This is a genomic window from Flavobacterium hibisci (genome assembly GCF_020026925.1).
In the GTDB taxonomy this organism is placed as follows: Bacteria; Bacteroidota; Bacteroidia; order Flavobacteriales; family Flavobacteriaceae; genus Flavobacterium; species Flavobacterium hibisci.
Genome location: NZ_JAIQDW010000001.1, coordinates 41,140 through 66,518, shown reverse-complemented (window position 1 = coordinate 66,518; position 25,379 = coordinate 41,140). Strand labels below are relative to the sequence as shown.

The window sequence follows — 25,379 nt, the reverse complement described above, 5'->3', positions numbered from 1 at the left end:
AAAGTTATGAGAATGAAAAATATTCATAAATCCTAAAATCAGAAAAACCTATGAATAACTCATAGGCTTTCTGCTATATAAACAAAATGTCAAATTATTTAATCAATGAAATGATATAAGAATAAGTATATTGTTTGTCCAATAAACGATAGGGATCGTGAGGCAAACGTCCCCAGCTGTCATCACCGCCCAAACCTCTTTGTTTATAATCCAGGTGCAGGTAAACTGCTTCTTTTGAATCTAAATCCAGATCAGATGGATGGCGCTGTGCCTTGGTTTTCCCCGGATCTAAATCTTCTGTTGCAATATTCAAAGCACTAAAACCAAGAGTCTGTAATCCTTCGATTTTTATTCCCTGCCCTTTATTATTTTTTAAAGTCAGCCAGCGAACATCCGTTTTATAACCAGCTTCCTGAGGGCGGATATAATTTCTGGTGTATTGATTGATGACGCTATCTGAATATTCGCCAATAAACGAAGCTGAATTTCTATCAGAATAATTTTCCCATGGCCCTCTTCCGTAATAAGTCAGATTATCATAAGAGCCGTTTAACTTTGAGCGCATTCCGAAACGAGGTAATTCAGGAAGATTTTTCCCAGCCATGTCAATAGCTGCAGTGACTTTTATCGCCCCATCGTTCTGAATCAGATAATTTACTGTATAAGGAACATCAACACCGGCTAGCTTATAAGTAACTTTTATAAGCAACCCTTCTGAAGTATTTTTATCCAGCTGCACACCTACAACAGTTGGATTTTGAGATGCTTCTTTCCAGATTACTAATTTTTGCTGCATTTTGCTCCCAAAATCATTATCTGTTGGAGCACGCCAGAAATAAGGTGTTGGGAAATTAGTAAAAATAACATTATCTGAATTTTTCAGGTTGTATTTCAGGATTTCCCCTTTTTTCAGATCAAATTCCCCTGCAATATTCTCCGTTTCAAAAGAAAGTACATTTCCTTTAACGGTATGCTTTAGTTTTGATGTAGTTTTTGTAATGTTGTTATTTTTAAAATAAGAACCTTTACCTAATGCAAATTGTGCCCTTGCAAATTCATGACCTTTTGCAACCAAAGGCGCATCGTATTTTGAAAATGCATAGACATTTAAAAAGTATTCAGAATTATCGTCAAGATCACCATAATTTATCTTAAATTCTTTTGTTTCTTCCGGATTAACAGCCAAATCAAACTCCCCTTCTTTTACTTTTAACCCGTTCTTTATCAACTCCCATTTAAAGGTATAATTATTTAGGTTCGTAAAATTAAAGTAATTCTTAACCAACAGATTGTTTTCATCCTTAAGCTGAAACTGAATGTCCTGATACACTTTTTTAACTTCAAATAAACCAGGATGCGGGGTTCTGTTGGCTGCTATTAAACCATTCGCACAGAAATTTTCGTCATTGTGCATTTTTTCCCCACCTAAATCTCCTCCATAAGCCCAGAAGGTTTTTCCTTCAGCATTTTTAGTTTTGATACCCTGATCAACCCAATCCCATATAAAGCCTCCCTGCATATGTTTGCTTCCATGAATAATATCCCAGTATTCCTGAAAATTACCATTACTGTTACCCATAGCATGCGAATATTCACACATAATATAAGGACGTTTTTTATCTGATCCGGCATAATCCTTCATGCTCTTAATTCCCGGATACATCGGGCATACAATATCTGTATTTCTGTTTTCTCCAGCCTGCTCAAACTGTACTGGACGTGTTGAATCTACTTGTTTCAGCCAATCATAAGCATCATAAAAAACAGGACCGTTTCCGCACTCATTTCCTAAAGACCAAATAATGATTGAAGGATGATTTTTATCAAATGCAAACATTCTTTTAATGCGATCGAGATGTGCAGGCGCCCATTCCGGCAAATAAGCAGGATGTTTTTTCTGATCGAATCCTCCTTGCAATTCAGCCCCCATTCCGTGTGTTTCAATATTGGCTTCGTCCACCACATAAAAACCGTACTCATCGCATAAATCATAAAATTTTGTGTCATGTGGATAATGACTCATTCGAATTGCATTGATATTGAATTCTTTCATTAGCTTAAGGTCTTTCAACATCAGTTCTGTGTTTGGAACGTGTCCATTTACATCATCATGTTCGTGAATATTAACACCTTTTACCAAAACAGCTTTTCCGTTGACTAACAATTGAGCGTTTTTGATTTCTACTTTTCTAAAACCTGTTTTTTTAGAAATAATTTCAAGGGTTTTTCCTTTATTATCTAACAATGTAATGGTGTATTTATACAGATTTGGTGTTTCTGCATTCCATTGTTTTACATTATCAATCGTGCCTCTAAAGCTTGTTTTTTCTTCTTTTGTGTTTACTTTTTTGCTTTCAGAATAAACTGTTTTTCCATCTTTATCAAACAATTCTACTTTTACAGATGGATTTTTAATACTATTTTTTTCGAAATATTTTAGAGTCACATCCAGATTGAAAATTCCGTTTTTATATTGATTGTCTAAATCACTTTTTACGAAATAATCCCAAACAGTAGTCTTTGGCATAGCCTGCAAATACACATCGCGCTCGATACCGCTTAATCTCCAGAAATCCTGATCTTCTAAATAACTTCCGTCATGCCAGCGAAAAACCTGAACCGCAATTAAGTTTTCTCCTTTATTCAAAAAAGAAGTAACATTAAATTCTGCTGGCGTTTTAGACGCTTTGGTCATTCCCACCTCTTTTCCGTTCAGGAATACTTTGGCATAACCGGTAATGGATCCAAAATGAAGTATAATTTCTTTGTCTTTCCACGAATCCGATACTTTAAAGGTACGTCTGTAAGTAGCGACCGGATTATAATCACCACCAATAAAAGGCGGGTTTTTAGGAAAAGGATAAACTAAATTGGTATAAATTGGAATATCATACCCCTGCAGCTCCCAATTGGAAGGCACAGCAATAGTATTCCAGCCAGAATCATTCAATGTAGTGGTGAAGAAATCTGTTGGCCTTTGAGACGGATTTTTGACAATATTGAATTTCCAGTTTCCATTCAGGCTCTGGTATAATTCGGATTTTTGAGGATTGTTATTTTTTAATTCGGTTTCATTGCTGTATAAAAGAAAGGAGCTTCTGCCCGCTTCTTTCCCGCGATCAACTACCTGAGGATTTTCCCATTCATTATTCTGGGCATAATTTTGTAAACTTAAAAACAAGGCAAGTGCTAATACAATTTTTTTCATTTAATAATTTTAAAAAGGGAATTAAAAATTTAATACTCTGAATTTTATTTCAAATCAATCCTTATCAAATCACTTCAGCAGGCTTTCAGAAAAAAATATTTTTCCTGATTTATCATATACGTCAATTAGAAATAAAAAGAAACCTCACAAATTTAGATAACACCCTGTAAGACCATGAGGGGCATTACATGAAATTAAGAGGGACATATCAATATAAAAAATATTTGAAACACTAAAGTAATGCATTTTTTCTAAAAACATTTAGACAAAGTAGATTGAAAAATTTTTTAGCCAAAGAAAAAAAGCAAAAACGCGAATAAGAGCTTTTAAGTCAAAAACTCACAAGAAATGACTTGTTGCATGCAAAAAATAAAATTTTGCTTTAAAATCAAAATATACAAATTGTTTTTAATAAGATAAATTTATCGATATTGAAATGAAAATAATTTTTACAAATACCATCTTTTTTTAAAAACCAAAAAAATCTACTCCCTTAAAATTAAATTTTAAAAACGAAGAACCTTTACCAAAAGACAAATTATTTATTGAGTATGTTTTATAATGATCTTGTTGTTTACTCACATTGATATCTCGTAAATACATCATTTGTCTTACATAATGCTTCAAATTTTTCATCATGATTACTACTGTAAAAGTACATTTACGGGCTTAAATAATATTGATTTGAGAGACTATTTCAGTTCAAAATAATTCTATCAAAAGATAATATTCATGATTGTACATGATTTTACAAACTTTCTATAAACTAAAAAACGATGATGAAAAAACAAATTAAAAGATATTCCTTTTTACTGCTTATCTTTTTTGGAAACGGATACGCCCAAACCAAAAAACACCTGGACGTCAACAAACCAGTTGAAGAACGTATTTCACTTTTGATGAAAGAAATGACTTTGGAAGAAAAGGTGGGACAAATGAATCAATACAATGGTTCATGGGATGTTACCGGACCAAAACCGGAATCAGGCTCTAATGAAGAAAAATACAATAATTTAAAGAAAGGCCTTGTGGGTTCTATGCTGACCGTTCGCGGAGTTAAGGAAGTCAGGGCCGTACAAAAAATAGCCGTTGAAGAAACCCGCCTTGGCATTCCGCTTATTTTTGGTTTTGATGTTATTCATGGTTACAAAACCCTAAGCCCTATTCCATTGGCAGAAGCCGCAAGTTGGGATTTAGAAGCAATTAAAAATTCGGCTCGTGTTGCTGCTCTTGAAGCCTCCGCATCAGGATTAAACTGGACTTTCGCACCTAATGTAGATATTTCTAACGATGCGAGATGGGGACGTGTAATGGAAGGTGCCGGTGAAGATCCTTATTTGGGAAGCAAAATTGCAAGAGCAAGAGTTCATGGTTTTCAGGGAGAAAAATTAGGTTCAAATACTTCAATAGTGGCTTGTGCCAAACATTTCGCAGGTTATGGTTTTGTAGAAGCCGGACGCGATTACAATAGTGTTGATATGAGTAATTCTAAACTATACAATACAGTATTACCTCCTTTTAAAGCTACAGTTGACGCTGGAATTGGAACTTTTATGAATTCGTTTAATACGCTGAATGGCATTCCGGCAACCGGAAACATCTTTTTACAAAGGGATATTTTAAAAGGAGCCTGGGGTTTTAAAGGTTTTGTAGTTTCTGACTGGGCATCCATAGCCGAAATGATTACGCACGGTTATGCCGCAAATGGTGCTGATGCCGCTCAAAAAGCCGCTATTGCAGGTTCTGATATGGATATGGAATCCAGTATTTATGTGAAAGAATTAGTTCAGTTAGTAAAAAAAGGTATTGTCAAAGAAAGTGTCATTAATGATGCTGTACGCAGAATCCTACGAGTAAAATTTGAATTAGGTCTGTTTGACGATCCGTACAGATATTGTGATGAAGCCAGAGAAAAATCAGATATTGGTAGTAAAGCTAATAATGATGACGTCCTGGACATGGCTAAAAAGTCGATTGTTTTGTTGAAAAATGATAAAAATCTGCTTCCGCTAAAGAAATCCGGACAAAAAATTGCTTTGATAGGCGCTTTGGCAAATGATAAAAACAGTCCGTTAGGAAGCTGGAGAATTGCAGCTGATGACAACACCGCAATTTCAGTCCTTGAAGGTATGCAGCAATACAAAAACAATTCTTTGGTTTTCGAAAAAGGAACAGATGTCGCTCTAAACAAACAGACATTTTTAGACGAAGTAAAAATCAATATGACGGATTTTTCCGGATTTGAAGCAGCAAAAAAAGCAGCTAAAAATGCTGATGTTGTCGTGATGGTTCTGGGCGAAATTGGTTTTCAAAGTGGCGAAGGGCGCAGTAGAACAGAAATAGGTCTGCCTGGAAACCAACAGCAATTATTAGAAGAAATTTACAAAGTAAACCCTAATGTGGTTTTGGTTTTAAATAATGGTCGTCCGCTGGCATTGCCATGGGCTGCAGAAAATATCCCTGCTATTGTTGAAGCCTGGCAGTTAGGAACACAATCCGGAAACGCCATCGCTCAGGTTTTATACGGAGATTACATACCAAGCGGAAAATTGCCAATGTCATTCCCACGAAATGTAGGTCAATGCCCTATTTACTATAATTTATACAATACAGGAAGACCTGTAGATAAGGATCAAAATGTATTTTGGTCGCATTATTCTGATGTGGAGAAAACACCTTTGTATCCATTTGGTTATGGATTAAGCTATACTTCTTTCGCTTATAAAAACCTAAAGATGGCTAAAACTTCTTTTCAAAAAGGAGAAAAAATTGAAATCTCCGTAGAGGTTACCAATACTGGTGATTTTGATGGTAAAGAAGTTGTCCAATTGTACTTAAATGATCCTGTTGCCAGTATTGTAAGACCGATTAAGGAATTAAAAGGATTTGAACTTGTTACTTTAAAAAAGGGAGAAACAAAAACAATTCAATTTACACTAACGGATGCAGAACTTGGTTTTTATGACAATAATGGAAAGTTTTTAGTGGAGCCAGGATTATTTAATGTTATGGTAGGCTGGAATTCCAACGAAGGTTTAACCAGTAAATTTGAAGTTAAATAAAACACTTCGGAATTAAAAAATCTGATTTACATTACAATCTTATTACCTGAGTACGATTAAAAGTTATTAATCGTGCTCAGGTTTTTAGCAATGTATAAAAATTATATAGAAATAAGTAAAGTGTTCTGTATAGATTTATTAATATTGTTTTCACGATAAAAATTCAAAAAAAATAATTTGGAAAGTTTATATCCTATAAAATTGATAACCAATAACATTAAGTCTGAATGAAAAGTATCAAATATATACTGTTATGTTACTTTGTGTTTGTAAACCATCTGCTCTCTCAGGGAAAATTTGATAGTTACCAATTTAGAAGCATCCCCGAAACTACTTCAAAAAGAGCTATTTCTTCTATCATACAGGACAAAAACGGATTTATCTGGATAGGTACTAATGGTGCCGGCTTGTATCGATACGATGGTGTAAATTATTTTGGATATGAACAGAATAAAAAACCGGGTTCAGTTAGCAGTAATTTTATTTACACCACTTTTATCGATTCGAACAACAATTTATGGATTGGCACTGATGAAGGTTTATGCTTGTACAACAGGGATTTAGATAATTTTACCAAGATTAATATTGGAGATGTAATCGTAAAAGGGTATAATGAACCTATAACAATAAAAACAATTATTGAAGATAATAACGGTAATTTATATTTAGGTGCTTATGGTTTTGGGTTGTTTAAGCTCAATATAAAAACGTTAAAAACATCTTTAGTCCATTCAAAAGTACTTGAAAAACCCAACTTTTTAATTAAGTCATCAGTAAAAGACAAGGATGGTATTATCTATTTGGGCACAAGTTATGGTCTTTTGGAAATTGATCTGAGCGGAAAAGTAAAACAGGTTTTTAAAGATAAATTCAAAAGAACCCCGTTACTGGACGATATCGAAAATATTGTAATCGATAAATTTGGATTCTTATGGCTTGGAACAACCGAAAATGGCCTGATCAAAATCAAACCTGAAACCGATAACTATCAATTTGAAAACTACCCAATTACCAAAAATAAAATCTTATCAATCGTAAAAAGCAGTCATGATTACATCATTTGTGGTACAGAGAATGATGGATTACTAGTTGTAAATTATAAAGGACAGATTCTAAAAAAATACTTGCACAGCAAATACAACAATTTCAGTTTAAAATCCAATTCTGTCTGGTCATTGTATGAAGATAAGGAAAAACGGCTCTGGTTAGGCTATTTTAATAAAGGGCTTGGTGTATTTGATAAGCCTAACAATAAATTCAATTCGCTTGAATCATTGGCAAACAATGATAATTCCCTGCAGACAAGCTATGTTACTTCTGTTGTAAAAGATAAAAAAGGCAATTTACTCATAAGCAATGAAGGTGGAGGGCTCGACATTTATAATCTTGCTGGCAAAAGCTATATTCACGTTAACAAAACCAATCAAAATTATTATTCAGGTTTAGATGCTGCTGATATTCAGACCATTTTTATAGACAGCAAACAAAACATATGGATTGGAAGCTGGGATCGCGGTATTTATTTTTTAAAAAACGGAACTACCAGATTTATAAACTATAACACAGCCAATACAGCGGGTTTAAAATCAAACCGGATTTTTAGTTTTTCGGAAGATTCGAAAGGCAGAATCTGGATTGGATCTTTTATAAAAGGACTGCATTATTTTGATAATAAGACCAATACATTTATTCATTGCAACTTTAAACCATTTATAGAAAATGATTTGGATAAGGCTTTTATACGTAAAGTATTTGTTGACTCGGATGATGTGCTGTGGGTGGGAACAATCTTAGGACTATATCAGGTAAACATCAAAGATGATTCTCATTTTAAAGTAATTAAGATGCGGGATGCTATGTTTAAAGGCATGAATAACGACTATAGCATTCAGACCATTTTATCCATTTATGAATCTAACGATAAAACCGTATGGATAGGTACAGATGCACAGGGCTTATTTAGTTATAATAAAAAAACTAAGATATTTTCAAATTATGATGATTTTCCAGGCTTCAAAGAGAAATCTGTACGCGCTATAATTTCTGATAATAACGGTTATTTATGGCTAAGCGGCGGTTCCGGATTAACAAAATTAGATTTAAAAAACAAAAAAAGTACTAATTTCAACAAAGATGATGGTCTCGTTGACAATGATTTTAATAATAATGCTGTCTTTAAAGACGGAAATGGGGATTTGTATTTTGGCAGTTATGAAGGAGTAAATTACTTTAATCCAAATGAAATTAAAAAAACAGAAAAAGCACCTAGTTTGTATTTCAGTGATTTTAAATTATTCAATCAGTCTGTAAAGCCAAATGAAAATCATTCGCCATTAAACAAAGTAATTTCCCAAACAAAAGAAATTATTCTTGACTACACTCAGTCCGTTTTTACAATTGAATATGTGGGAATTAACTATAATTATTCTAAAAAAAACCAATACGCTTATTATCTGGAAGGTTTTGAAAAAGACTGGAATTATGTTGGAAACAACAGAACCGCCACTTATACTAACCTCGAGCCGGGCAATTATATTTTTAAAGTAAAAGCAGCAAATGCTGATGGCTCCTGGAGCAATGATCAATTAGAACTGAAAATAAAAATTTTACCACCCTGGTGGAAAACAATTTGGGCTTATTTTATATACATATCAATTTTAGTTTCCTTAATTATATATTTCAATAAAATTTATCAAAATCGTTTTAAAGCAAAACAAGCTATAATTTTAGAAAGAGAAAAAACGATTCAGTTAGAGAAATTAAACAATAAGAAACTTCAGTTTTTTACCAATATTTCACATGAGTTCAGGACCCCGCTTACACTGATCATTAATCCTTTGGAGGATATTTTGAGAAGCAGGAGTTTGTCCCGTGAAATACATAATAAATTAAAAATCGTACACAAAAGTTCAGACAGGCTTTCACGGCTAATCAATGAACTGATGGATTTTAACAAATTAGAGTTCAACAAAGTTTTCCTTCAGGTGAAGAAAGTCGAAGTAGTCGCCTTTACCGAAGGCATTATCAGCTATTTTGATGAAGAAGCCGCTGTTCGAAATATTAAAATTGATTTTGAATCCTCAGCTGATGAACTCGAAGACTGGCTGGATCCTAAAATGCTGGAAAAAATACTGTTTAATATTATTTCAAATGCCTTTAAATTCACACCGGATAATGGCTCGATAAAGATTTTCATCACAGAATCAAATCATGATACCATGCTGTTGATAGATGGAAATAAAGTTCCCTCTTTTTCGATAACAATCACAGATACAGGTTCCGGAATTCGAAGCGAAGATTTGAAAAGAATTTTTGACAGATTTTATCAGGTTAATAACCTAAATAAGGATTATTACGGCAGCACAGGCATCGGACTGGAAGTTGTAAAAGAATTTGTTGAACTGCATAAAGGAAAAATTGACGTTGAAAGCAAACTGGGAGAAGGCACAAAATTTACGGTTACATTTCCTTTAGGAAAATCTTTTTATAAAGAAAATGAAATAATTGACGAAGTTTTTGAAATAGAAAAAATTAAAAATAAATTTTTATTTGAATATAAAAATCAAACCGAAGAAGACGAAATTGATGATCAGTTTACCAAAAAAAATGCAGTAGATACTGCAAAAGCATACACTGTTTTAATTGTAGAAGATAATCTCGAATTAAGAAATTATCTCAAACAGGAACTGAGCAAATTATACAAAGTTATTACAGCCGAAAACGGTAAAAAAGGCTACGAACTTGCCGTTCAGAAATTACCGGATATCATAATTACAGATGTCATTATGCCAGTAATGGACGGTTTGGAAATGTGTAAAAATATCAAAGGAGACTTAAAAACCAGTCACATTCCTTTATTGATGCTTTCTGCCAAAGCAATGGTCAATGACAGACTGGAGGGTATCGACTCTGGTGCTGATATGTATCTGAGCAAGCCATTTGAATTGGATATTTTAAAATCCAGTCTCGCTCAGCTTATTACCAGCCGCCAAATAATGTTTAAGAAATTTTACACCGGAATCACAAAACAAGGGAAAGAAAAAACCACATCATTGGATAACGATTTCATTCAGAAAATCCTTCATTATATTAATGAAAACATTAGCGAATCTGAATTGAGTGTCGAATTACTCTCTTCAAAGGTGTTCCTGAGCCGAAGTCAATTGTACCGAAAAATTAAAACATTAACAGGTGTTTCAGTAAATGAGTTTATTAGAAATGTCAGGTTAGAAAAAGCAAAACAGTTACTCGAACAGGGAAATAAAGAAGTCAATATTAATGAAATCAGTTATAAAGTAGGATTTCCGTCTCCCTCCTATTTTGCCAAATGTTATAAAATTAAATATGGCTACCTGCCTACTCAGGAAAAAGGTACAAATGAATAAAAAATAATCTTCATCTCTGTTAAAAAGCTTCGATATTCAATCGGAGCTTTTTTTATAATGATACTTACTAAGATATTTTGACTTTACTTCTTTCATATTTATGCTTTTAATAAAATACTCCCGTTTTTTTATTAATGGATTTTTTTTAGCATATTTTTTTTAGCAATACTTCAGGAATACTTTTTTTGATGATTCGGTCATTTTTAAGCAATTACAGTACCTCATCACTTTATTTTACATCATTTGATGCACGATTTGCTTCATACGTTTTACACTTTCATTGCCTTAGATTTTACTTTCGTTAAGAAATATTTAAGAAATGATTTTCATTTTCACACTTTAAGTGATGTTAATGTAAAAAGATCAAAAACGTAAATATTCACTAATAAAAAATAAACTAATTATTTAATCCAAACTCAAACAACCAAATTGTATGCAGAAGAGAACATTAAAAAAACTATTGTATTTAATAGTATGTCTGTGGGGAAATTTTTTCTTTGCCCAAACTGTTAAAGGTAAAGTAACATCAGGGGGAGTTAGTCTGCCCGGAGTTAGTGTAGTAGTACAAGGTACAAAAAACGGAACCGTAACCGATTTTGACGGCAGTTTTACATTAAACAATGTAGAGCCAAAAGCGATGCTTGTTTTTAGTTATATAGGTTATAAAAATGTAACTATACCCGCAGATATAAAATCAGAGATGAAGGTAGTCATGGTAGATGAACTGGAAAAACTAAATGAAGTAGTCGTTATCGGATATGGAACCTCAAAAAGAAAAGATATAAACGGTGCTGTTTCTTCTATTAAAGCTTCTGAAATTCAGGACAAGCCCTTTACTTCTATCGATCAGGCCCTTGTAGGTAAAGCGGCAGGTGTAAATGTTACACAGAATTCAGGAACTCCAGGAGGAGGAATCTCTGTTCAAATTAGAGGAATCACTTCTATCAATGGTAACGAACCATTATATGTTATTGACGGAACGCCTGTTTTTGCAGATAAAAACAACGATACATTTTCTTTCAGTGCATTGGGTGGCGGAAACGGACAAACAAAAAGTTCTGCTTTATCTGGCCTGAATATTTCAGATATTGAAAGTATTGATATTTTAAAAGATGCTTCAGCAACTGCAATCTATGGTGCAAATGGTGCAAACGGTGTTGTTTTGATTACAACCAAAAAAGGAAAAAAAGGAAAATCTAAATTTACCTACGAAACCTATTTAGCGAATCAGGAAGTAACAAATAAAGTAGATGTTTTAAACTTACCTGAATATGCGAGATACCAGTCAAAAATTTTCACTTTAAGCGGTGAACCGGTCCCTTTTCAATACCAAAAACCTGATTTATTAGGAAATGGAACAAACTGGCAGAACGAACTTTTCAGATCGGCTGCGATGTACAGCCATCAGCTTTCATTTTCTGGCGAAAAAGAAGGAACACGTTATTACACCTCCCTAAATTATTTTGACCAGGAAGGAATTGTTTTAAACTCAGATTTTAACAGATTATCGATGCGACTAAACGTAGATTCTAATGTTAAATCCTGGCTAAAAATAGGTAACAACTTATCTGTAAGTAAGTCGTCGCAGAAAGTAGTAAGAAACGATGACAGAGGTGGTCTGGTAATGAATACATTAAGACAATCACCGGAATTACCGGTTAGGGATGCCAGTGGAGCATTTGCAGGACCAACAAGCGGTTTAGGATCTTCTGCAAACGAAGCAACCAATCCGATTGCTTTGGCAGAATACAACAATTCGACTACAGAAAGATTCAAAATTAATGGTAATTTATTCGCTGATTTCACCCTTATCAAAGGATTGGTTTTCAGAACCGAATTAGGATACGATCTTAACTTTGCTAAAAGTGGCACTTTTGTACCTAAATATACTTTAGGAAATGTATCTGAACTTTTAAACAAGTCATTTAAACAGCAGGATCAGAGTTATTATTGGAATATCAAAAATTATCTGACATATAACAAGACGATAAACGACAAACATAACTTTACTTTCCTACTAGGCCAGGAAGCACAGGAGAGCAAATATGAATATTTAAGTGGTTATAGAACGGGGGCATTTTTAAATAAAGATTTTACAAACTTAAATATAGGTGATATCGATACTGCACTTAACGGAAATGGTTCAGGAAGATGGTCTATGACATCTTATATTTCAAGATTAAATTATAGTTTTTCTGACAGATACTCCTTCTCTGCTTCATTAAGAGCGGATGCTTCATCCAACTTCGGTCCTAATAACAAATGGGGGTATTTCCCTTCGTTTTCGGGAGGATGGACAGTTAGTAACGAAAAATTCTTTGAACCTTTATCAAATAGCATCGATTATTTGAAATTTAGAGCGGGTTACGGTGCCGTAGGAAATCAAAATATACCGGCAAACAGGTACCAGACTATCCTGTCGCTACTTGCATCTCCTTTTGGAGGCGTATCGCCTACTATTGATAATTTAGGTAATCCTAATATCAAATGGGAGTCACTTAAATCTCTTAACGCTGGTTTTGAATTGGCGACGCTTAATAACAGAGTAAAATTAGATTTTGATTACTATGTTAAAAACTCATCTGATTTCCTTACAAAACAAATCAATGATGAGTCAAATCAAAGTGCACTTAATTATTATCTGAATACAGGTGAAATTGTAACTAAAGGAATTGATCTTACGTTGAATACCAGAAATATAGTTACAGATGATTTTTCATGGGACAGCACTGTTATTTTCTCAAAATACACTAACAAACTAACCAGTTTTCAAGGTCAGGGCAAATCTTTATTAGGAAAGGTACAATTTGATTTATACAACGTTACCAGAACTACAGAAGGACAACCTGTAGGGCAATTTTACGGATACGTAACAGATGGCTTATTTAAAAATGCTGCCGAATTAGCTGCGGGACCAACTCAGGAAACTGGAACCGGAATTGGAGATATTCGTTTTAAAGATCTTAATAATGACGGAAAAATTGACAGTAAAGACCAAACCGCTATTGGAGATGCAATTCCTGATTTTACCTATTCATTTACAAACAACTTTAAATACAAAAACCTTAGTTTATCAGTTGTATTAACAGGAAGTCAGGGTAATCAGATCTACAACTTTACACGTCATTATATTGACGGAATCTATCCGGGATTTGGAGACCGATTTGGAAATGTAAGCACTCAGGCTTTAAATGCCTTTGAACCAGGTACAAACGAAAATACAGATGTACCAAGAATTACACTGAATGATCCAAATGGTAATGGCAGAATTTCTAACAGATTTGTTGAAGATGGTTCTTATTTAAGAATTCAGAATGTTTCTTTGAGTTATGATTTACCAGACAGAATGTTCGAAAATACTATTTTGACTAAAGTAAGATTGTATGTGAACGTTCAAAACTTATACACTTTTACAAAATATTCCGGTTTTGATCCAGCTCTTGGAAACTTAGACCAAAATATAACACTAAGTGGTATTGATTTAGGCCGTTACCCTGTACCAAGAGTTACATCTGCAGGAGTGAACATTGAATTCTAGAACTTATAAAAAAACACATTTAACTTAATGATATACAATAGTTAAAATAAAAAAAATAGTTATGAAAAAACTTTTTAAACTTTTTATGATGGGAATGCTGATACCATTACTGTCTTTATTCTCCTGTTCAGATGAATTTCTGGATGCACCATCTGAAAATCAGCTAACACCTGCCGACTTACCTGAAGGTGTTACAGCATTTGACGGAATTGCTGAGAGTTTGTACTTTAAGCCGTGGTTTACTTTTAATGATAAATTTCTGATTGCTGTTGGCGATATGTATGCCGGAAATGCATTTACATTTGATGGTGCATATTCGCAATTTAAAGATGCCCAGGTAACCTCACAAAATCCAATTTTAACTGAGGGATATGTTTCTCTATTTTCGGTAGTTGATCAGTCTAATAATTTAATGAGCCTTGTCGAAGAAAGAAAAAGTGAACTGCCGGAAGCATCTTATAAAAATGCTATTGCAATATCAAGATTCATGAGAGCAAATGCTTACTTCTATCTGGTAAGAGCTTTTGGGGCTGTACCGATCATCAGTAAAGCAGGATCTGCTCCACAGCCAAAAAGAAATATTGTTTCGGATGTATATAAATTCATAAAAATGGATTTAGAATATGCTGTCGAAAATTTACCTGAAAGAGGAGCCAAAAAAGGTTATGTTACCAAATATGCTGCTATGGGTATATTGGCAAAAGTACACCTAACGCTAAATGAATATGCTGAATGCGCTGCTTTAACCCAAAAAATTATCGGTAACCAGTATACTTTAATTCAGGAATACGGCAACTTGTTTAGCAGTCCGGAGAACAATAACAGTGCAGAAAGTATGTTTGCCCTACAATGGAAAGCTATTGCTACAGAATGGGGGACACAAAATACAAATCAGGCGTATATTGTTCCGGCAGAAACAGGAATAACGGGCGGCGGTGATGGCTGGGGAGTTTACCTTCCTTCTATTTCACTTCAAAATGGATTTGAACCAAAGGATATCAGAAAGAAAAGTACTATTATGACAGATGGTGACTTTTATCCTGAATTATTAAAAGATAAGGGAGGTTTTACATATAAAAAAATCCTTTCTGCGACTGGCGCTAATTTCAGAAAGTACATTGTAGGTTCTGCTGCCGAACGAAATGATGTGTTTTTTATGAGAACTTCTCAAAATACAATCATTTTAAGATATTCTGATATATTGTTAATGAATTCTGAAGCGATTTTAGCCGGAGGAACTTCCACTACTTCTGAATCTGCACTAAGTTCTTTTAATGAAGTAAGAAAAAGAGCGGGATTACCGGCTAAAACCATACTTACAAGAGATGAATTGTTTAATGAAAGAAGAGTTGAATTTGCCCTTGAAGGACAATATTTCTTCGATTTGAAACGCCGTGGACTCGCCGAAGCGACAGCAATTATTTCACAGCAGGAAGTAGGTTTTTACTCTGACAATGCCAGAACCGATTTGGTTTCCAGAAAAATAACGCCTGGAAGCAACTATTTTGAACTCCCATTACCTCAGTCTGCTATTGATACCAACCCATCCCTATTAGAGCCACCGGTTCCTTTTAACTTTAACTAACATTCACTATGATCAAGAAAATAAAATATAGAATTTTAATTTTTTTCGCTTTGGCTTCTTTTACCGCCTGCCAAAATGATGATGCACCTGCCACAAATATAGATGCAATGATTGCAGAACCCGGAGATTTGTTAAATCAGGCCTTTCCAACAAATAAAGTCAGAGTTGAAGGCGAAGGTCTAACAGGATTAAAAAAAATTACCCTGGATGATAAAATTAATATCAGTTTTAATCCTAATTACAATTCAGATAAAGCGTTTATTTTCACTATTCCCTTTGATGAAAAACTAGGAAGCAGGTTTGGAGTACAGCCTATTACATTTATTACTGCAAATGGCTCAGTTACGAAAAACATTGAGATTTTACAGCCTGTTCCAACCATTACAAAAACAATTCCGGCGGTTGCCACACCAGGATTTCCATTAGAAATTGAAGGGACCTGGTTTTATAATGTTTCCTCTGTAACCTTAGGAGGAGTAGCAATTAGTTATACTGCAAAATCATCCTCATCGATTATTATAGGCTTACCTGCCAATGCCGCTTCAGGATCTGAGCTGGCAATTACCACTCCAGGAGGTACAGTAAAAAAAATAATAGATTTTGTTACTGTCGTTCTTGTATCAGATTTTGACGGTAATGGCGCAAGAAAAGATTGGTTTTCTTATGGCGATGTTGCTTCTTTTAATGCCAATACTGCCGGTGGTCCATCAGGCAATTATGCAACCTTTACCTGGTCTGGTTCGACTTCAAATGGCTACAACGGAAGCAGTGCCGGAGGAGGAACAAGTTTCTTAAGCGCAACAAATACAGATGCTAAAAAAGCATATATCGATATTGATATAAGCGCCAATGTTACAGGAGCACAATTTGCCATTCAGTTAAACACTATTGATAATGCCAACTTCGCTTATAATTTTAAAGTTACGGATGTAAACTGGACGACTAAAACAATTTCGATAGCTGATTTTAAAGACAATTATGGTTTTGGCTCAAATACAGCAGCTACTTTAGATGTTTCTAAAATAAATGAAATCAAAATTGGCGTTATTCAGGATGACACCCCTAATCCAAGTATAATAAAATATGATAATATTAAAATTCGCTACCAATAATTGACTGCCTATTTTAAAATTCAGGAGGCTGTGATTAAAAACAGCCTCTTCATAAATTACAAAACAAAAAAATATAAATAAAAAGTATGAAAATTAAATTTTTAGTAATGCTGACGAGCTTTGTCGTTTTTTTAAATGCCTGCTCTAAAGATGACAGCGAAAGCCCTGATGTTTTAGAAACGCCAATTGCTATTGCACCAAAAGATGTAAACGACAATGGTTTTAAAGCAAAATGGTATTACGTTTCACACTCAAAAAGCTATTTGCTAGATGTTTCGACCAGCGAAAATTTTGACTCTTTTCTGCCAAATTATAATTCAAAAGAAGTTACAGATTTGAACGACGTTGTGTCAGGCTTAACCGGAGGAACACAATATTATTACCGTGTAAGAGCCAAAAATGAAACACAGATTTCAGATTATTCTAATGTCATTAGCGTCGTAACTACTGGTTCTAGCGGTATTCCGGAAGACCCAACTTTTTTAAAGGTAAAAGCAAATAAATTAGCCAATCCGTTTTTTGTTGGTATGGCCGTAAAAGCATTTCAACTGACTAATGGAAGTCAGTATGATATCATTTTAAAAAATGAATTCAGCAGTATTTCTGCCGAATATGAAATGAAAATGGATCAGATTTCTACGGCAAGCGGTGTTTACAACTGGGCTGTAGCTGATAAAATTGTAGCTTACGGAAATGCTAATAACATCAATGTACATGGTCATGCTTTAGTGTGGCATAATTCGGTACCGGAATGGTTAAAAAATTATGCAGGTACTGATGCAGAATTTGTATTAGAAGTAAAAAAATACATTACAGATGTTGTTACTCATTATGCTGGTAAAGTAAAATCCTGGGACGTTGTAAATGAAGCAGCCGATGATAATAACGGTGCTATGAGAAATACTATTTTTCTTCAGCGAATGGGGCCAAATTATATTAAAGATTGTTTTCAGTGGGCCAGAAATGCAGCAAATGCAGCGGGTGATACAAATTTATTATTGTTTTATAATGATTATGCCACATCTACTAATATTCCAAAGCAAAATAGAGTTTTCAGCATCGTAGATGATTTAAAAGCCAGTAATCTAATTAATGGACTGGGTTATCAGATGCATAATACTTATCTAAGCCCAACAAAGGCTCAAATTGAAACTGATCTTAATAAAGCTGTCGCTAAAGGTTTAAAAATCCATGTATCTGAATTAGATATTCAGGTAAACCAATTTAATGATATTTCGACTTTTACCAACGAAAGAAGACTGGCACAAAAAGCAAAATATAAAGAAATGGTCCAAATTTACAATGCACTTCCTGCGGCCAATAAATATGCTTTAACAATTTGGGGCATGAAAGATAATGAATCCTGGATTCCATACAGCACGGAACTGAACCATGTAGGTAATGACTGGCCTCTGTTATATGATGCAAATTTTACTATTAAAAGTGCTCATACGGGATTCCTGGAAGGCTTAGATTAAGTTTTAAAGCATACACTTTACTATAATTAACCAAAAAAAGAAATCATGAAAAAGTTAAGTTTATTATCCCTGGCAATGACATACCTAATAGGATTTGCATCCTGTTCAGACAATTCCGCTCCTTTATCAGAAAGCCAGTTAGCAAATGTAAATGCAAATAAAAGCACAGGTAAAGTCGCTTCGGCGCCGTGGGTGAAACAATTTGAAGATACTTTTAATGTAGGCTCAAATCTGTCACAATGGACGAAAGAACAACGTACTGATTATAATTCGCCTTATTGTGATTATCATAGTTCGGTACCTACAACTCAATGGAGAGACGGAAAACAGTGTTTAGAAATCAAAACTACTAAATTGAGTGCCAACAAGTATCGATCTGGCTTTATTAGCTCTAATTATCAGTATAAGCCTGAAAACAATACAGAGTATATGCTTTCTGCTAATATTAAATTGGTGGCAATGGATGGCGGAACTTACAAATCTTTCACAGAAACTTATGGTGCCTGGCCTGCTTTCTGGACTGTACAAGGGAACGGATGGCCAACCAAAGGTGAAATCGATATTATGGAAGGCTATTCTTTTGCACCAAATACCAGTCGTTTTGCTTCAAATCTTTTTTATGGAACAGCTGTCGGAACAAATTTATTAGGAAATTCAGCTGAAAGAAATTATCCCGGTAGTTTTAATATTAATGCAAACAATGGATGGCACTTATATGAATCCTTTTGGAAAATGAAAGACAATGTTGTAACAGTAACTATAAAGGTTGACAACATTACAGTTGCCACATATACCAACAGTGGTACAGCTAAACTCAATTTGAATAATTTTGGGACACATTCGATTGTTTTTAATATGAATGTAGGATCAAAAGATTCCAGCTTCATTGATCCGAATAAAATTAACTTATTTTCGACTGTAATGATGTGGGTAGATGATGTAACCGTTTACAAAAGACCAATCTAAAAATGTTAGTTTATCAATAACAAATAATTCTTTATTATGGCCGAAAGCAATTTCGGCCATTTTGCCTTTATATTAAACTAATTGAAAGCTTCCGTTCAAACCCAAACTTTAATATCAGGCTTGAAAAATTTGAAGGCTTAAAGATTCGAAAAACTCATACGCTCTTTTCTCCGCATAAGAATAGGTTGAATTTCGCATAGGAAAAGCGCAGTGACCACCATATTTTGGGGTTTCAAGATAAACATATTTACTATTTTGGGCTATAGCCCTTGGATAACATCTTTCGCCTAAAAAAGGATCATCAAGCGAATTAATGATTAAAACCGGAGTGGTAATGTCTTTTAGGGAAAATTCAGGCGAAACGCGCTCATAATACTCATCACGGCTTGCAAATCCGTGTAGTGGCGCTGTAAAATACTGGTCAACTTCATCAAAAGAAGAAATTTTATCAATCTGATCGCTGTTTATAAAATCAGGAAACTGGGCAGCTTTATATTTAAGCTTTCTTTTAATATCTATTGTAAAATTCTTTAAATAAACCCGGTTAAAACCCTGTTTAAGAACAGCTGCACTTGTCGATATATGAGTGGGTACCGAAATCGAAACAGCCGCTTTTATGCGTTCATCAATTTTTGTCCAGCCCAAATAATTCAAAAGCTGAACTCCTCCCATAGAATAGCCAATCAGATAAACCTCTTCGAATCCTTTTTTTAAAACAAACTGAACCACTGCATCAAGGTCATCAACTGCTCCATGATGATAAAGTCTGGGAAGACGGTTCATTTCTCCTCCGCAAGTACGGTTATTCCAGGCGAAAACTGAAAATCCTTTTTGCTGAAAATAAGCTGAACAGCTGTTATTGTATGTCCTGCGAGAATCACCTTCTAAACCATGACATAAAATAACTGCTTTTTTAGCATTATTGATAACAAAATCGATATTGATAAAATCGCCGTCATTCAGTTCATGTTTTTCCCTTGTATATGCGGGAACTTCAAACTTTTTGAACAAAGCGGCATAGATAGTAGAAATGTGTCTGTTGCGATGGACAACAGGAGGAAAATTGTATTCTGATTGTTCAATTATTGGCATGATACAACTTTTTATAATGCTTCATACAAATCTAAGGAATCAATCAATATTGTAGTTAAAAACTGCCTTTTATTTCACTTCTTAAAATCAGTATTAAAATGAATTGTCAAAAAAAATCCAAACACCAGTATGATTTGGTATTTGGATTTTATAATAAGCCTGGATGTAAAAATTTAATCCAGAATAAAACTAACACTTACATTGGCTGTGATTTCAATTTCTCCAATTGCCAAGGTCTCATTTGATGGAACTGAATCTGCAGATTCCTTCATTCTCATGGAAGCGTACATAGGCTGTGGCTGATATATTTGTGAATTATCAGATATAACAAAAGCCTTCCCTACTTTTTGTCCTAAAACTGAAACATAATCTTCTGCTTTTGCTTTAGCATCTTTCATAGCTATTTTTCTTGCTTCTGATTGATGTTGTGCTAATTTAGACGACTCAAAAGAAACTTTATCAATACGATTAATGCCCTGCTGAACTAAACCTTCCATTAATTCATCGTATTTAGACAAATCTTTCAACAGAATTTCTACTGTCTGAACCGCGTTGTAACTTGTTTTCTTTTTTTCGTAATCGTACTGTGGATTGAGTGCAACCTGTTTTGTTCTGAAATCAGCCGTTGGAATATTCATTTTTTTGATGAATTTTAAAACAGCATCCATTTTTTCGTCATTTTGTTTTTTGACATCTTTAGCATTATTTCCTTTGGTTTCAACTGTTGCAGAGATCGAAACCTGATCCGGAGCAATTTTTACTTTTCCTTCTCCGTTAACATTGATTTGGGGAATTTGTTTTGTTTCCTGGCCGTAAGACATTGTCATAAACGTTATTGTTAAAAATAAGACTAGTTTTTTCATTTTTGTTATATTTAAAATTATTGATAAGGGCATTTCAAAAGTTGTGCCAGCATTACAATTTCCCAAATTTCGCCATAACAAAAAGTATCAAAATAGGAATTGCGAGCAAGATTGTCATCAAACTATGATCTGCCATTAATGACGGCTCTTTTATCAGCGTAATCAAATAACCTCCTACAGCACCTCCAAAATGTGCTGTGTGCCCAATATTATCATTCTTAGCCCTCATTCCGTAAATCGAATACAATAAGTATAAAATTCCAAAAAGGTAGGCTGGAATCGGAATTACAAAAAAGATTCCCAGCATCATATCAGGCTGCAACAAAATAGCCGAATACAAAACTCCCGTTACAGCCCCGGATGCTCCTACTGCTCTGTAGCTATAATCATTTTTATGAAAGATCATCGTAAGGAGACTCCCAAAAATTAAACTTCCAAAATAAACTAAAACAAAAGAAAAGGTACCAAGCCAGTTTAAAACTACTGGTGCAAAAAACCAAAGTGTCAGCATATTAAAAGCCAAATGCATCATATCGGCATGCAAAAAACCTGATGAAATCATCCTGATTTGTTCGCCCGATCTGATGCTTCCTACATGAAATTCGTACTTTCTAAAAAAATAAAGATCATTGAAACCTTTGTAACTAATTAAAACATTGGCAATGATAATTCCTATCAAAATGGTATTCATAAATAATAATTATTGTGAATTGTAAATATAAACATTCTCAGGAAAGGTTAGAGATTTACTAAATTTTAAGTCCGATTTTTTTTTTTATTTTATCTTTGCAAAAAAAATTAGATGCAGTTTCTCATTTATATCTTAGCCTATCCATTACTGTGGCTTATTTCCATACTTCCATTTAGAATATTTTACTGGTTTTCTGATTGTGTTTATTTTCTGGTGTATTATATTATTGGTTATCGTAAAAAAGTTGTCCGCGAGAACCTGTCACTTGCATTGCCTCATTTGAATGATGCTGAAAGAAAAAAAATCGAAAAGAAATTTTATCAGCATATGTGCGACATGTTTTTAGAAATGATCAAAACTATGAGTATTTCGCCTGAAGAAATGGAAAAGAGATTTCATGTCACTAACATAGATCTTATATTAGATTATGCAAAAAAAGGAAAAAGTATCATATTAGTAGCCTCACATTATGCAAGTTACGAATGGCTTTTGACCATTAATCCTAAACTTGGATTTCAGGGAGTTGCTGTATATAAAAAACTCGCTAATCCATATTTTGATAAATTGATTCGAAAAATTCGTACAAAATATAATTGCGAAATGATTCCAACCAAAAATGCAATTCCACTTATGGCACAAAACCAGCGTGAAGGAAAACTAAGCTTATATGGTTTAGCCAGTGATCAGTCACCTAAATTAGACCGTATTTTTCATTCGAACGATTTTATGGGAATTGAAGTTCCAGTACATACCGGTGCTGAAATGCTTGCAAAAAAATACGACTTAAGCGTTATAATGGTAAAAGTTAAAAAGGTAAAAAGAGGCTATTATGAAGCTACTTTCCTTACTCTTGCAGATAATCCAAAAGATTATGAAGATTTCAAAATTACAGAAATGTATATAAAGGAATTGGAAAAACAAATTTACGAAGCGCCTGAATATTATTTGTGGACACACAAAAGATGGAAACACCGAAAAAATTAAAAAAAGCTCAAAAGTTAATAACTTTTGAGCTTTTTTTTCCGAATAGAATCGAATTTATTCTTTTACAAGATAAATACCGTCCTCTTTTATTTCGATGAGTTTTTCTTTATACAAAGCTCCTATTGCCTTTTTGAACGTTTTTTTACTCATTTTTAAAACGGTCTTAATATCTTCAGGATGTGAATTGTCATTTAAACGGAGAAAGCCGCGATTAGCTCTTAATTCATCTAAAATTTTTTCTGCGTTAGGTTCAATACTTTGATAACCCTGAATTTGCAATGCTACATCTATTTTGTTATCCGGACGAATATTTTTGATGTAGCCCCGCATTCTGTCACCTGTTCTTATTGAATCGTCGTATACTTCGTCTTTATAAAGCAATCCTTTATGCTGTTCGTTAATAATAACGTTAATACCGATTTCTGTAATATGCGAAACGATTAAATCAACCTCTTCCCCTTTTTCAACCGTTAAATTGTCATTACTCAGGAACTGATTGGTTTTACTTGATGCTACTAAACGTTTTGTCTTCTCATCCATATAAAGGTAAACAAGATAACGTTTCCCTTTTTCCATCGGACGCGCCTGCTCCTTAAACGGAACGAGAATATCTTTCTCCATTCCCCAATCCATAAATGCACCAACCTGATTGATATAATTCACTCGTAGGAGTGCGAATTCATTCAGCAAAATATAAGGTTCAAGTGTCGTAGCAACCGGGCGCTGTTCATGATCCAAATAAACAAAAACAACAAGCTCTTCGCCTATTTCAAATTCATTAGGGACATATTTATTTGGTAGTAATATATCATGAACTCCTTCCGGGTCTTTTTCAGGATTTCCTAAAAACAAACCCACCTTTGTATCACGTAATATGGTAAGTGTATTGTATTTTCCTATTTCAATCATATTCTGAAGTTCTAAGCTGACTCAGCTAAGTTTTAAAATGCAAATGTACGAAGTTTGAAAGTGAGTACAGCGAAAAATATTTTTATAAAAAATGAGCGAGCCTCTTTTATTATAATTAAATTTGAGAACCTTAAATAATTCTCCCGTCAAATGAAAAAAAACATCTTTTATTTCGTTTTTATCTTTTTGTCTTTTTATCAAATAGCTATTTCTCAGGTTGCTGAAGATCCGGAGATAAAACAAATGATTTCTGAAGTTAAGACTCAAAATTTGGAAGCAACTGTTCGAAAATTAATCACTTTTGGAACCCGACATACTTTAAGCGATACTAAAAGCAAAGCAAAAGGAATTGGCGCTGCACAACAATGGGTAAAATCTGAGTTTAATAAATATGCCTTAGAATCTGGTGGAAGACTTACTTCGACAATAGACTATTTTACGGTTAAAGCAGATGGAAAACGAATTAAAGCTGACTGTCAGCTAGGGAATGTAATGGCAACTTTAAAAGGTTCAGATCCTAATGATAATCGAGTACTTATTATTAGCGGACATCTTGATTCGCGTGTTTCTGATGTAATGAATGTAACATCTGATGCGCCAGGTGCAAACGATGACGGTTCAGGAGTTGCTGCTGTAATGGAACTCGCAAAAATAATGAGTAAAAGATCTTTTTCTTCTACCATTATTTTTGTAGCTGTAACAGGTGAAGAACAAGGATTGTATGGATCCAGACATTTAGCGGAGTTAGCAAAAGCATCTAATTGGAATATTATTGCTATGCTAAATAACGATATGATCGGCAACAGTTTATCTAGTGGAACTAATTTAAGAGACAATACACAAGTCAGGGTTTTTAGTGAAGCCATTCCGTTTTTAGAAACTGAAGAAGAAGCTAAAATGCGTAAAGCAACTAATCGCGATAATGACAGTCCTTCAAGATTGTTAGCCCGTTATATTAAGACAGTAACAGAACAATATGTCGATCAGCTTTCTGTAAAATTAGTGTATAGAAATGATCGTTTTTTGCGTGGTGGTGATCATACTCCATTTAGTCAAAATGGTTTTACTGCAGTTCGTTTTTGCGAAATGAACGAAAATTTTGATCATCAGCATCAGGATTTAAGGACAGAAAACAATACTAAATTTGGTGATCTCCCTGAATTTATGGATTTCGATTATTTGAGAAAAAACACATGTGCAAACCTAGCTGTTTTGGCTAATCTGGCCTGGTCTCCAAAAGCTCCTGTAAATGTTGGAATTGAAGTTAAAAATCTTTCTAATTCATCTACTTTACTTTGGAATGCTCCAGAAAATAAACCACAATTCGGATACCAGATTTTGATGCGTGAAACTTCATCACCTCATTGGGAAAAGACTTTTTTTGTAAAAGATACTAAAGCTGAAATTCCATACTCTAAAGACAACTATTTCTTTGCTGTACAAACAGTTGATGCCTTAGGTCATTCAAGCCTCCCTGTTTTCCCTATTCCGATTAGATAAAAATAC

At 34.0% G+C, this 25,379-nt stretch carries 14 protein-coding genes; 9 read left to right on the top strand and 5 right to left on the bottom strand.

Going from position 1 to position 25,379, the window contains the following annotated elements; translation table 11 throughout:
- Positions 1–94 precede the first annotated feature (94 nt).
- Positions 95–3,208, bottom strand: coding sequence for a glycoside hydrolase family 2 TIM barrel-domain containing protein (locus K8B81_RS00265; protein WP_223678101.1), 3,114 nt, complete (start codon positions 3,206–3,208; stop codon positions 95–97).
- Positions 3,209–3,987: 779 nt separating this feature from the next.
- On the opposite strand from K8B81_RS00265, the gene bglX reads away from it, so the two are divergent.
- The 7 genes from bglX to K8B81_RS00230 all read left to right on the top strand — a co-directional run bounded on the left by bglX (position 3,988) and on the right by K8B81_RS00230 (position 19,334).
- Positions 3,988–6,270 (top strand): beta-glucosidase BglX, encoded by a 2,283-nt coding sequence (bglX, locus tag K8B81_RS00260; RefSeq protein WP_223678100.1) that lies wholly within the window; start codon positions 3,988–3,990, stop codon positions 6,268–6,270.
- Between the two features lie 227 nt (positions 6,271–6,497).
- Positions 6,498–10,655, top strand: a complete 4,158-nt coding sequence (locus K8B81_RS00255) for a hybrid sensor histidine kinase/response regulator transcription factor (protein ID WP_223678099.1) — start codon at positions 6,498–6,500, stop codon at positions 10,653–10,655.
- Positions 10,656–11,088: 433 nt separating this feature from the next.
- Positions 11,089–14,193: a SusC/RagA family TonB-linked outer membrane protein gene (locus K8B81_RS00250; RefSeq protein WP_223678098.1), complete on the top strand. Its 3,105-nt coding sequence runs from the start codon at positions 11,089–11,091 to the stop codon at positions 14,191–14,193.
- Between the two features lie 61 nt (positions 14,194–14,254).
- Positions 14,255–15,778: a RagB/SusD family nutrient uptake outer membrane protein gene (locus K8B81_RS00245; RefSeq protein ID WP_223678097.1), complete on the top strand. Its 1,524-nt coding sequence runs from the start codon at positions 14,255–14,257 to the stop codon at positions 15,776–15,778.
- Between the two features lie 8 nt (positions 15,779–15,786).
- A complete protein-coding gene (locus tag K8B81_RS00240) occupies positions 15,787–16,890 on the top strand; it encodes a CIA30 family protein (protein ID WP_223678096.1) in 1,104 nt (367 codons plus the stop codon).
- An 86-nt stretch (positions 16,891–16,976) separates the two neighbouring features.
- On the top strand, positions 16,977–18,368 hold the full coding sequence (locus K8B81_RS00235) for an endo-1,4-beta-xylanase (RefSeq protein ID WP_223678095.1): 1,392 nt from the start codon (positions 16,977–16,979) through the stop codon (positions 18,366–18,368).
- Between the two features lie 45 nt (positions 18,369–18,413).
- On the top strand, positions 18,414–19,334 hold the full coding sequence (locus K8B81_RS00230) for a glycoside hydrolase family 16 protein (protein WP_223678094.1): 921 nt from the start codon (positions 18,414–18,416) through the stop codon (positions 19,332–19,334).
- Between the two features lie 114 nt (positions 19,335–19,448).
- Here the strand turns inward: K8B81_RS00230 and K8B81_RS00225 are convergent, their stop codons facing one another.
- From K8B81_RS00225 to K8B81_RS00215, 3 genes are all read right to left on the bottom strand, one after another.
- On the bottom strand, positions 19,449–20,426 hold the full coding sequence (locus K8B81_RS00225) for a YheT family hydrolase (RefSeq protein ID WP_223678093.1): 978 nt from the start codon (positions 20,424–20,426) through the stop codon (positions 19,449–19,451).
- Between the two features lie 173 nt (positions 20,427–20,599).
- Positions 20,600–21,289, bottom strand: a complete 690-nt coding sequence (locus tag K8B81_RS00220; protein ID WP_223678092.1) for an SIMPL domain-containing protein — start codon at positions 21,287–21,289, stop codon at positions 20,600–20,602.
- A gap of 52 nt (positions 21,290–21,341) precedes the next feature.
- A complete protein-coding gene (locus tag K8B81_RS00215) occupies positions 21,342–21,980 on the bottom strand; it encodes a rhomboid family intramembrane serine protease (RefSeq protein WP_223678091.1) in 639 nt (212 codons plus the stop codon).
- Positions 21,981–22,091: 111 nt separating this feature from the next.
- Between K8B81_RS00215 and K8B81_RS00210 the strand changes: the two genes are divergently transcribed.
- Positions 22,092–22,964: a lysophospholipid acyltransferase family protein gene (locus K8B81_RS00210; RefSeq protein WP_223678090.1), complete on the top strand. Its 873-nt coding sequence runs from the start codon at positions 22,092–22,094 to the stop codon at positions 22,962–22,964.
- 54 nt (positions 22,965–23,018) lie between these two features.
- Here K8B81_RS00210 and K8B81_RS00205 read toward each other — a convergent pair whose 3' ends face one another.
- Positions 23,019–23,873: a CvfB family protein gene (locus K8B81_RS00205; protein ID WP_223678089.1), complete on the bottom strand. Its 855-nt coding sequence runs from the start codon at positions 23,871–23,873 to the stop codon at positions 23,019–23,021.
- 150 nt (positions 23,874–24,023) lie between these two features.
- On the opposite strand from K8B81_RS00205, the gene K8B81_RS00200 reads away from it, so the two are divergent.
- Positions 24,024–25,373, top strand: coding sequence for a M28 family metallopeptidase (locus tag K8B81_RS00200; RefSeq protein WP_223678088.1), 1,350 nt, complete (start codon positions 24,024–24,026; stop codon positions 25,371–25,373).
- The last annotated feature ends 6 nt before the right edge of the window (positions 25,374–25,379 follow it).

Excerpts from the sequence above, each read along its gene's own strand:
- K8B81_RS00265 (WP_223678101.1), bottom strand. The coding sequence starts at position 3,208 with ATGAAAAAAATTGTATTAGCACTTGCCTTGTTTTTAAGTTTACAAAAT.
- K8B81_RS00210 (WP_223678090.1), top strand. The coding sequence starts at position 22,092 with ATGCAGTTTCTCATTTATATCTTAGCCTATCCATTACTGTGGCTTATT.
- K8B81_RS00250 (WP_223678098.1), top strand. The coding sequence starts at position 11,089 with ATGCAGAAGAGAACATTAAAAAAACTATTGTATTTAATAGTATGTCTG.
- K8B81_RS00225 (WP_223678093.1), bottom strand. The coding sequence starts at position 20,426 with ATGCCAATAATTGAACAATCAGAATACAATTTTCCTCCTGTTGTCCAT.
- K8B81_RS00235 (WP_223678095.1), top strand. The coding sequence starts at position 16,977 with ATGAAAATTAAATTTTTAGTAATGCTGACGAGCTTTGTCGTTTTTTTA.
- K8B81_RS00255 (WP_223678099.1), top strand. The coding sequence starts at position 6,498 with ATGAAAAGTATCAAATATATACTGTTATGTTACTTTGTGTTTGTAAAC.
- K8B81_RS00230 (WP_223678094.1), top strand. The coding sequence starts at position 18,414 with ATGAAAAAGTTAAGTTTATTATCCCTGGCAATGACATACCTAATAGGA.
- K8B81_RS00205 (WP_223678089.1), bottom strand. The coding sequence starts at position 23,873 with ATGATTGAAATAGGAAAATACAATACACTTACCATATTACGTGATACA.
- bglX (WP_223678100.1), top strand. The coding sequence starts at position 3,988 with ATGAAAAAACAAATTAAAAGATATTCCTTTTTACTGCTTATCTTTTTT.
- K8B81_RS00215 (WP_223678091.1), bottom strand. The coding sequence starts at position 21,980 with ATGAATACCATTTTGATAGGAATTATCATTGCCAATGTTTTAATTAGT.
- K8B81_RS00245 (WP_223678097.1), top strand. The coding sequence starts at position 14,255 with ATGAAAAAACTTTTTAAACTTTTTATGATGGGAATGCTGATACCATTA.
- K8B81_RS00200 (WP_223678088.1), top strand. The coding sequence starts at position 24,024 with ATGAAAAAAAACATCTTTTATTTCGTTTTTATCTTTTTGTCTTTTTAT.
- K8B81_RS00240 (WP_223678096.1), top strand. The coding sequence starts at position 15,787 with ATGATCAAGAAAATAAAATATAGAATTTTAATTTTTTTCGCTTTGGCT.
- K8B81_RS00220 (WP_223678092.1), bottom strand. The coding sequence starts at position 21,289 with ATGAAAAAACTAGTCTTATTTTTAACAATAACGTTTATGACAATGTCT.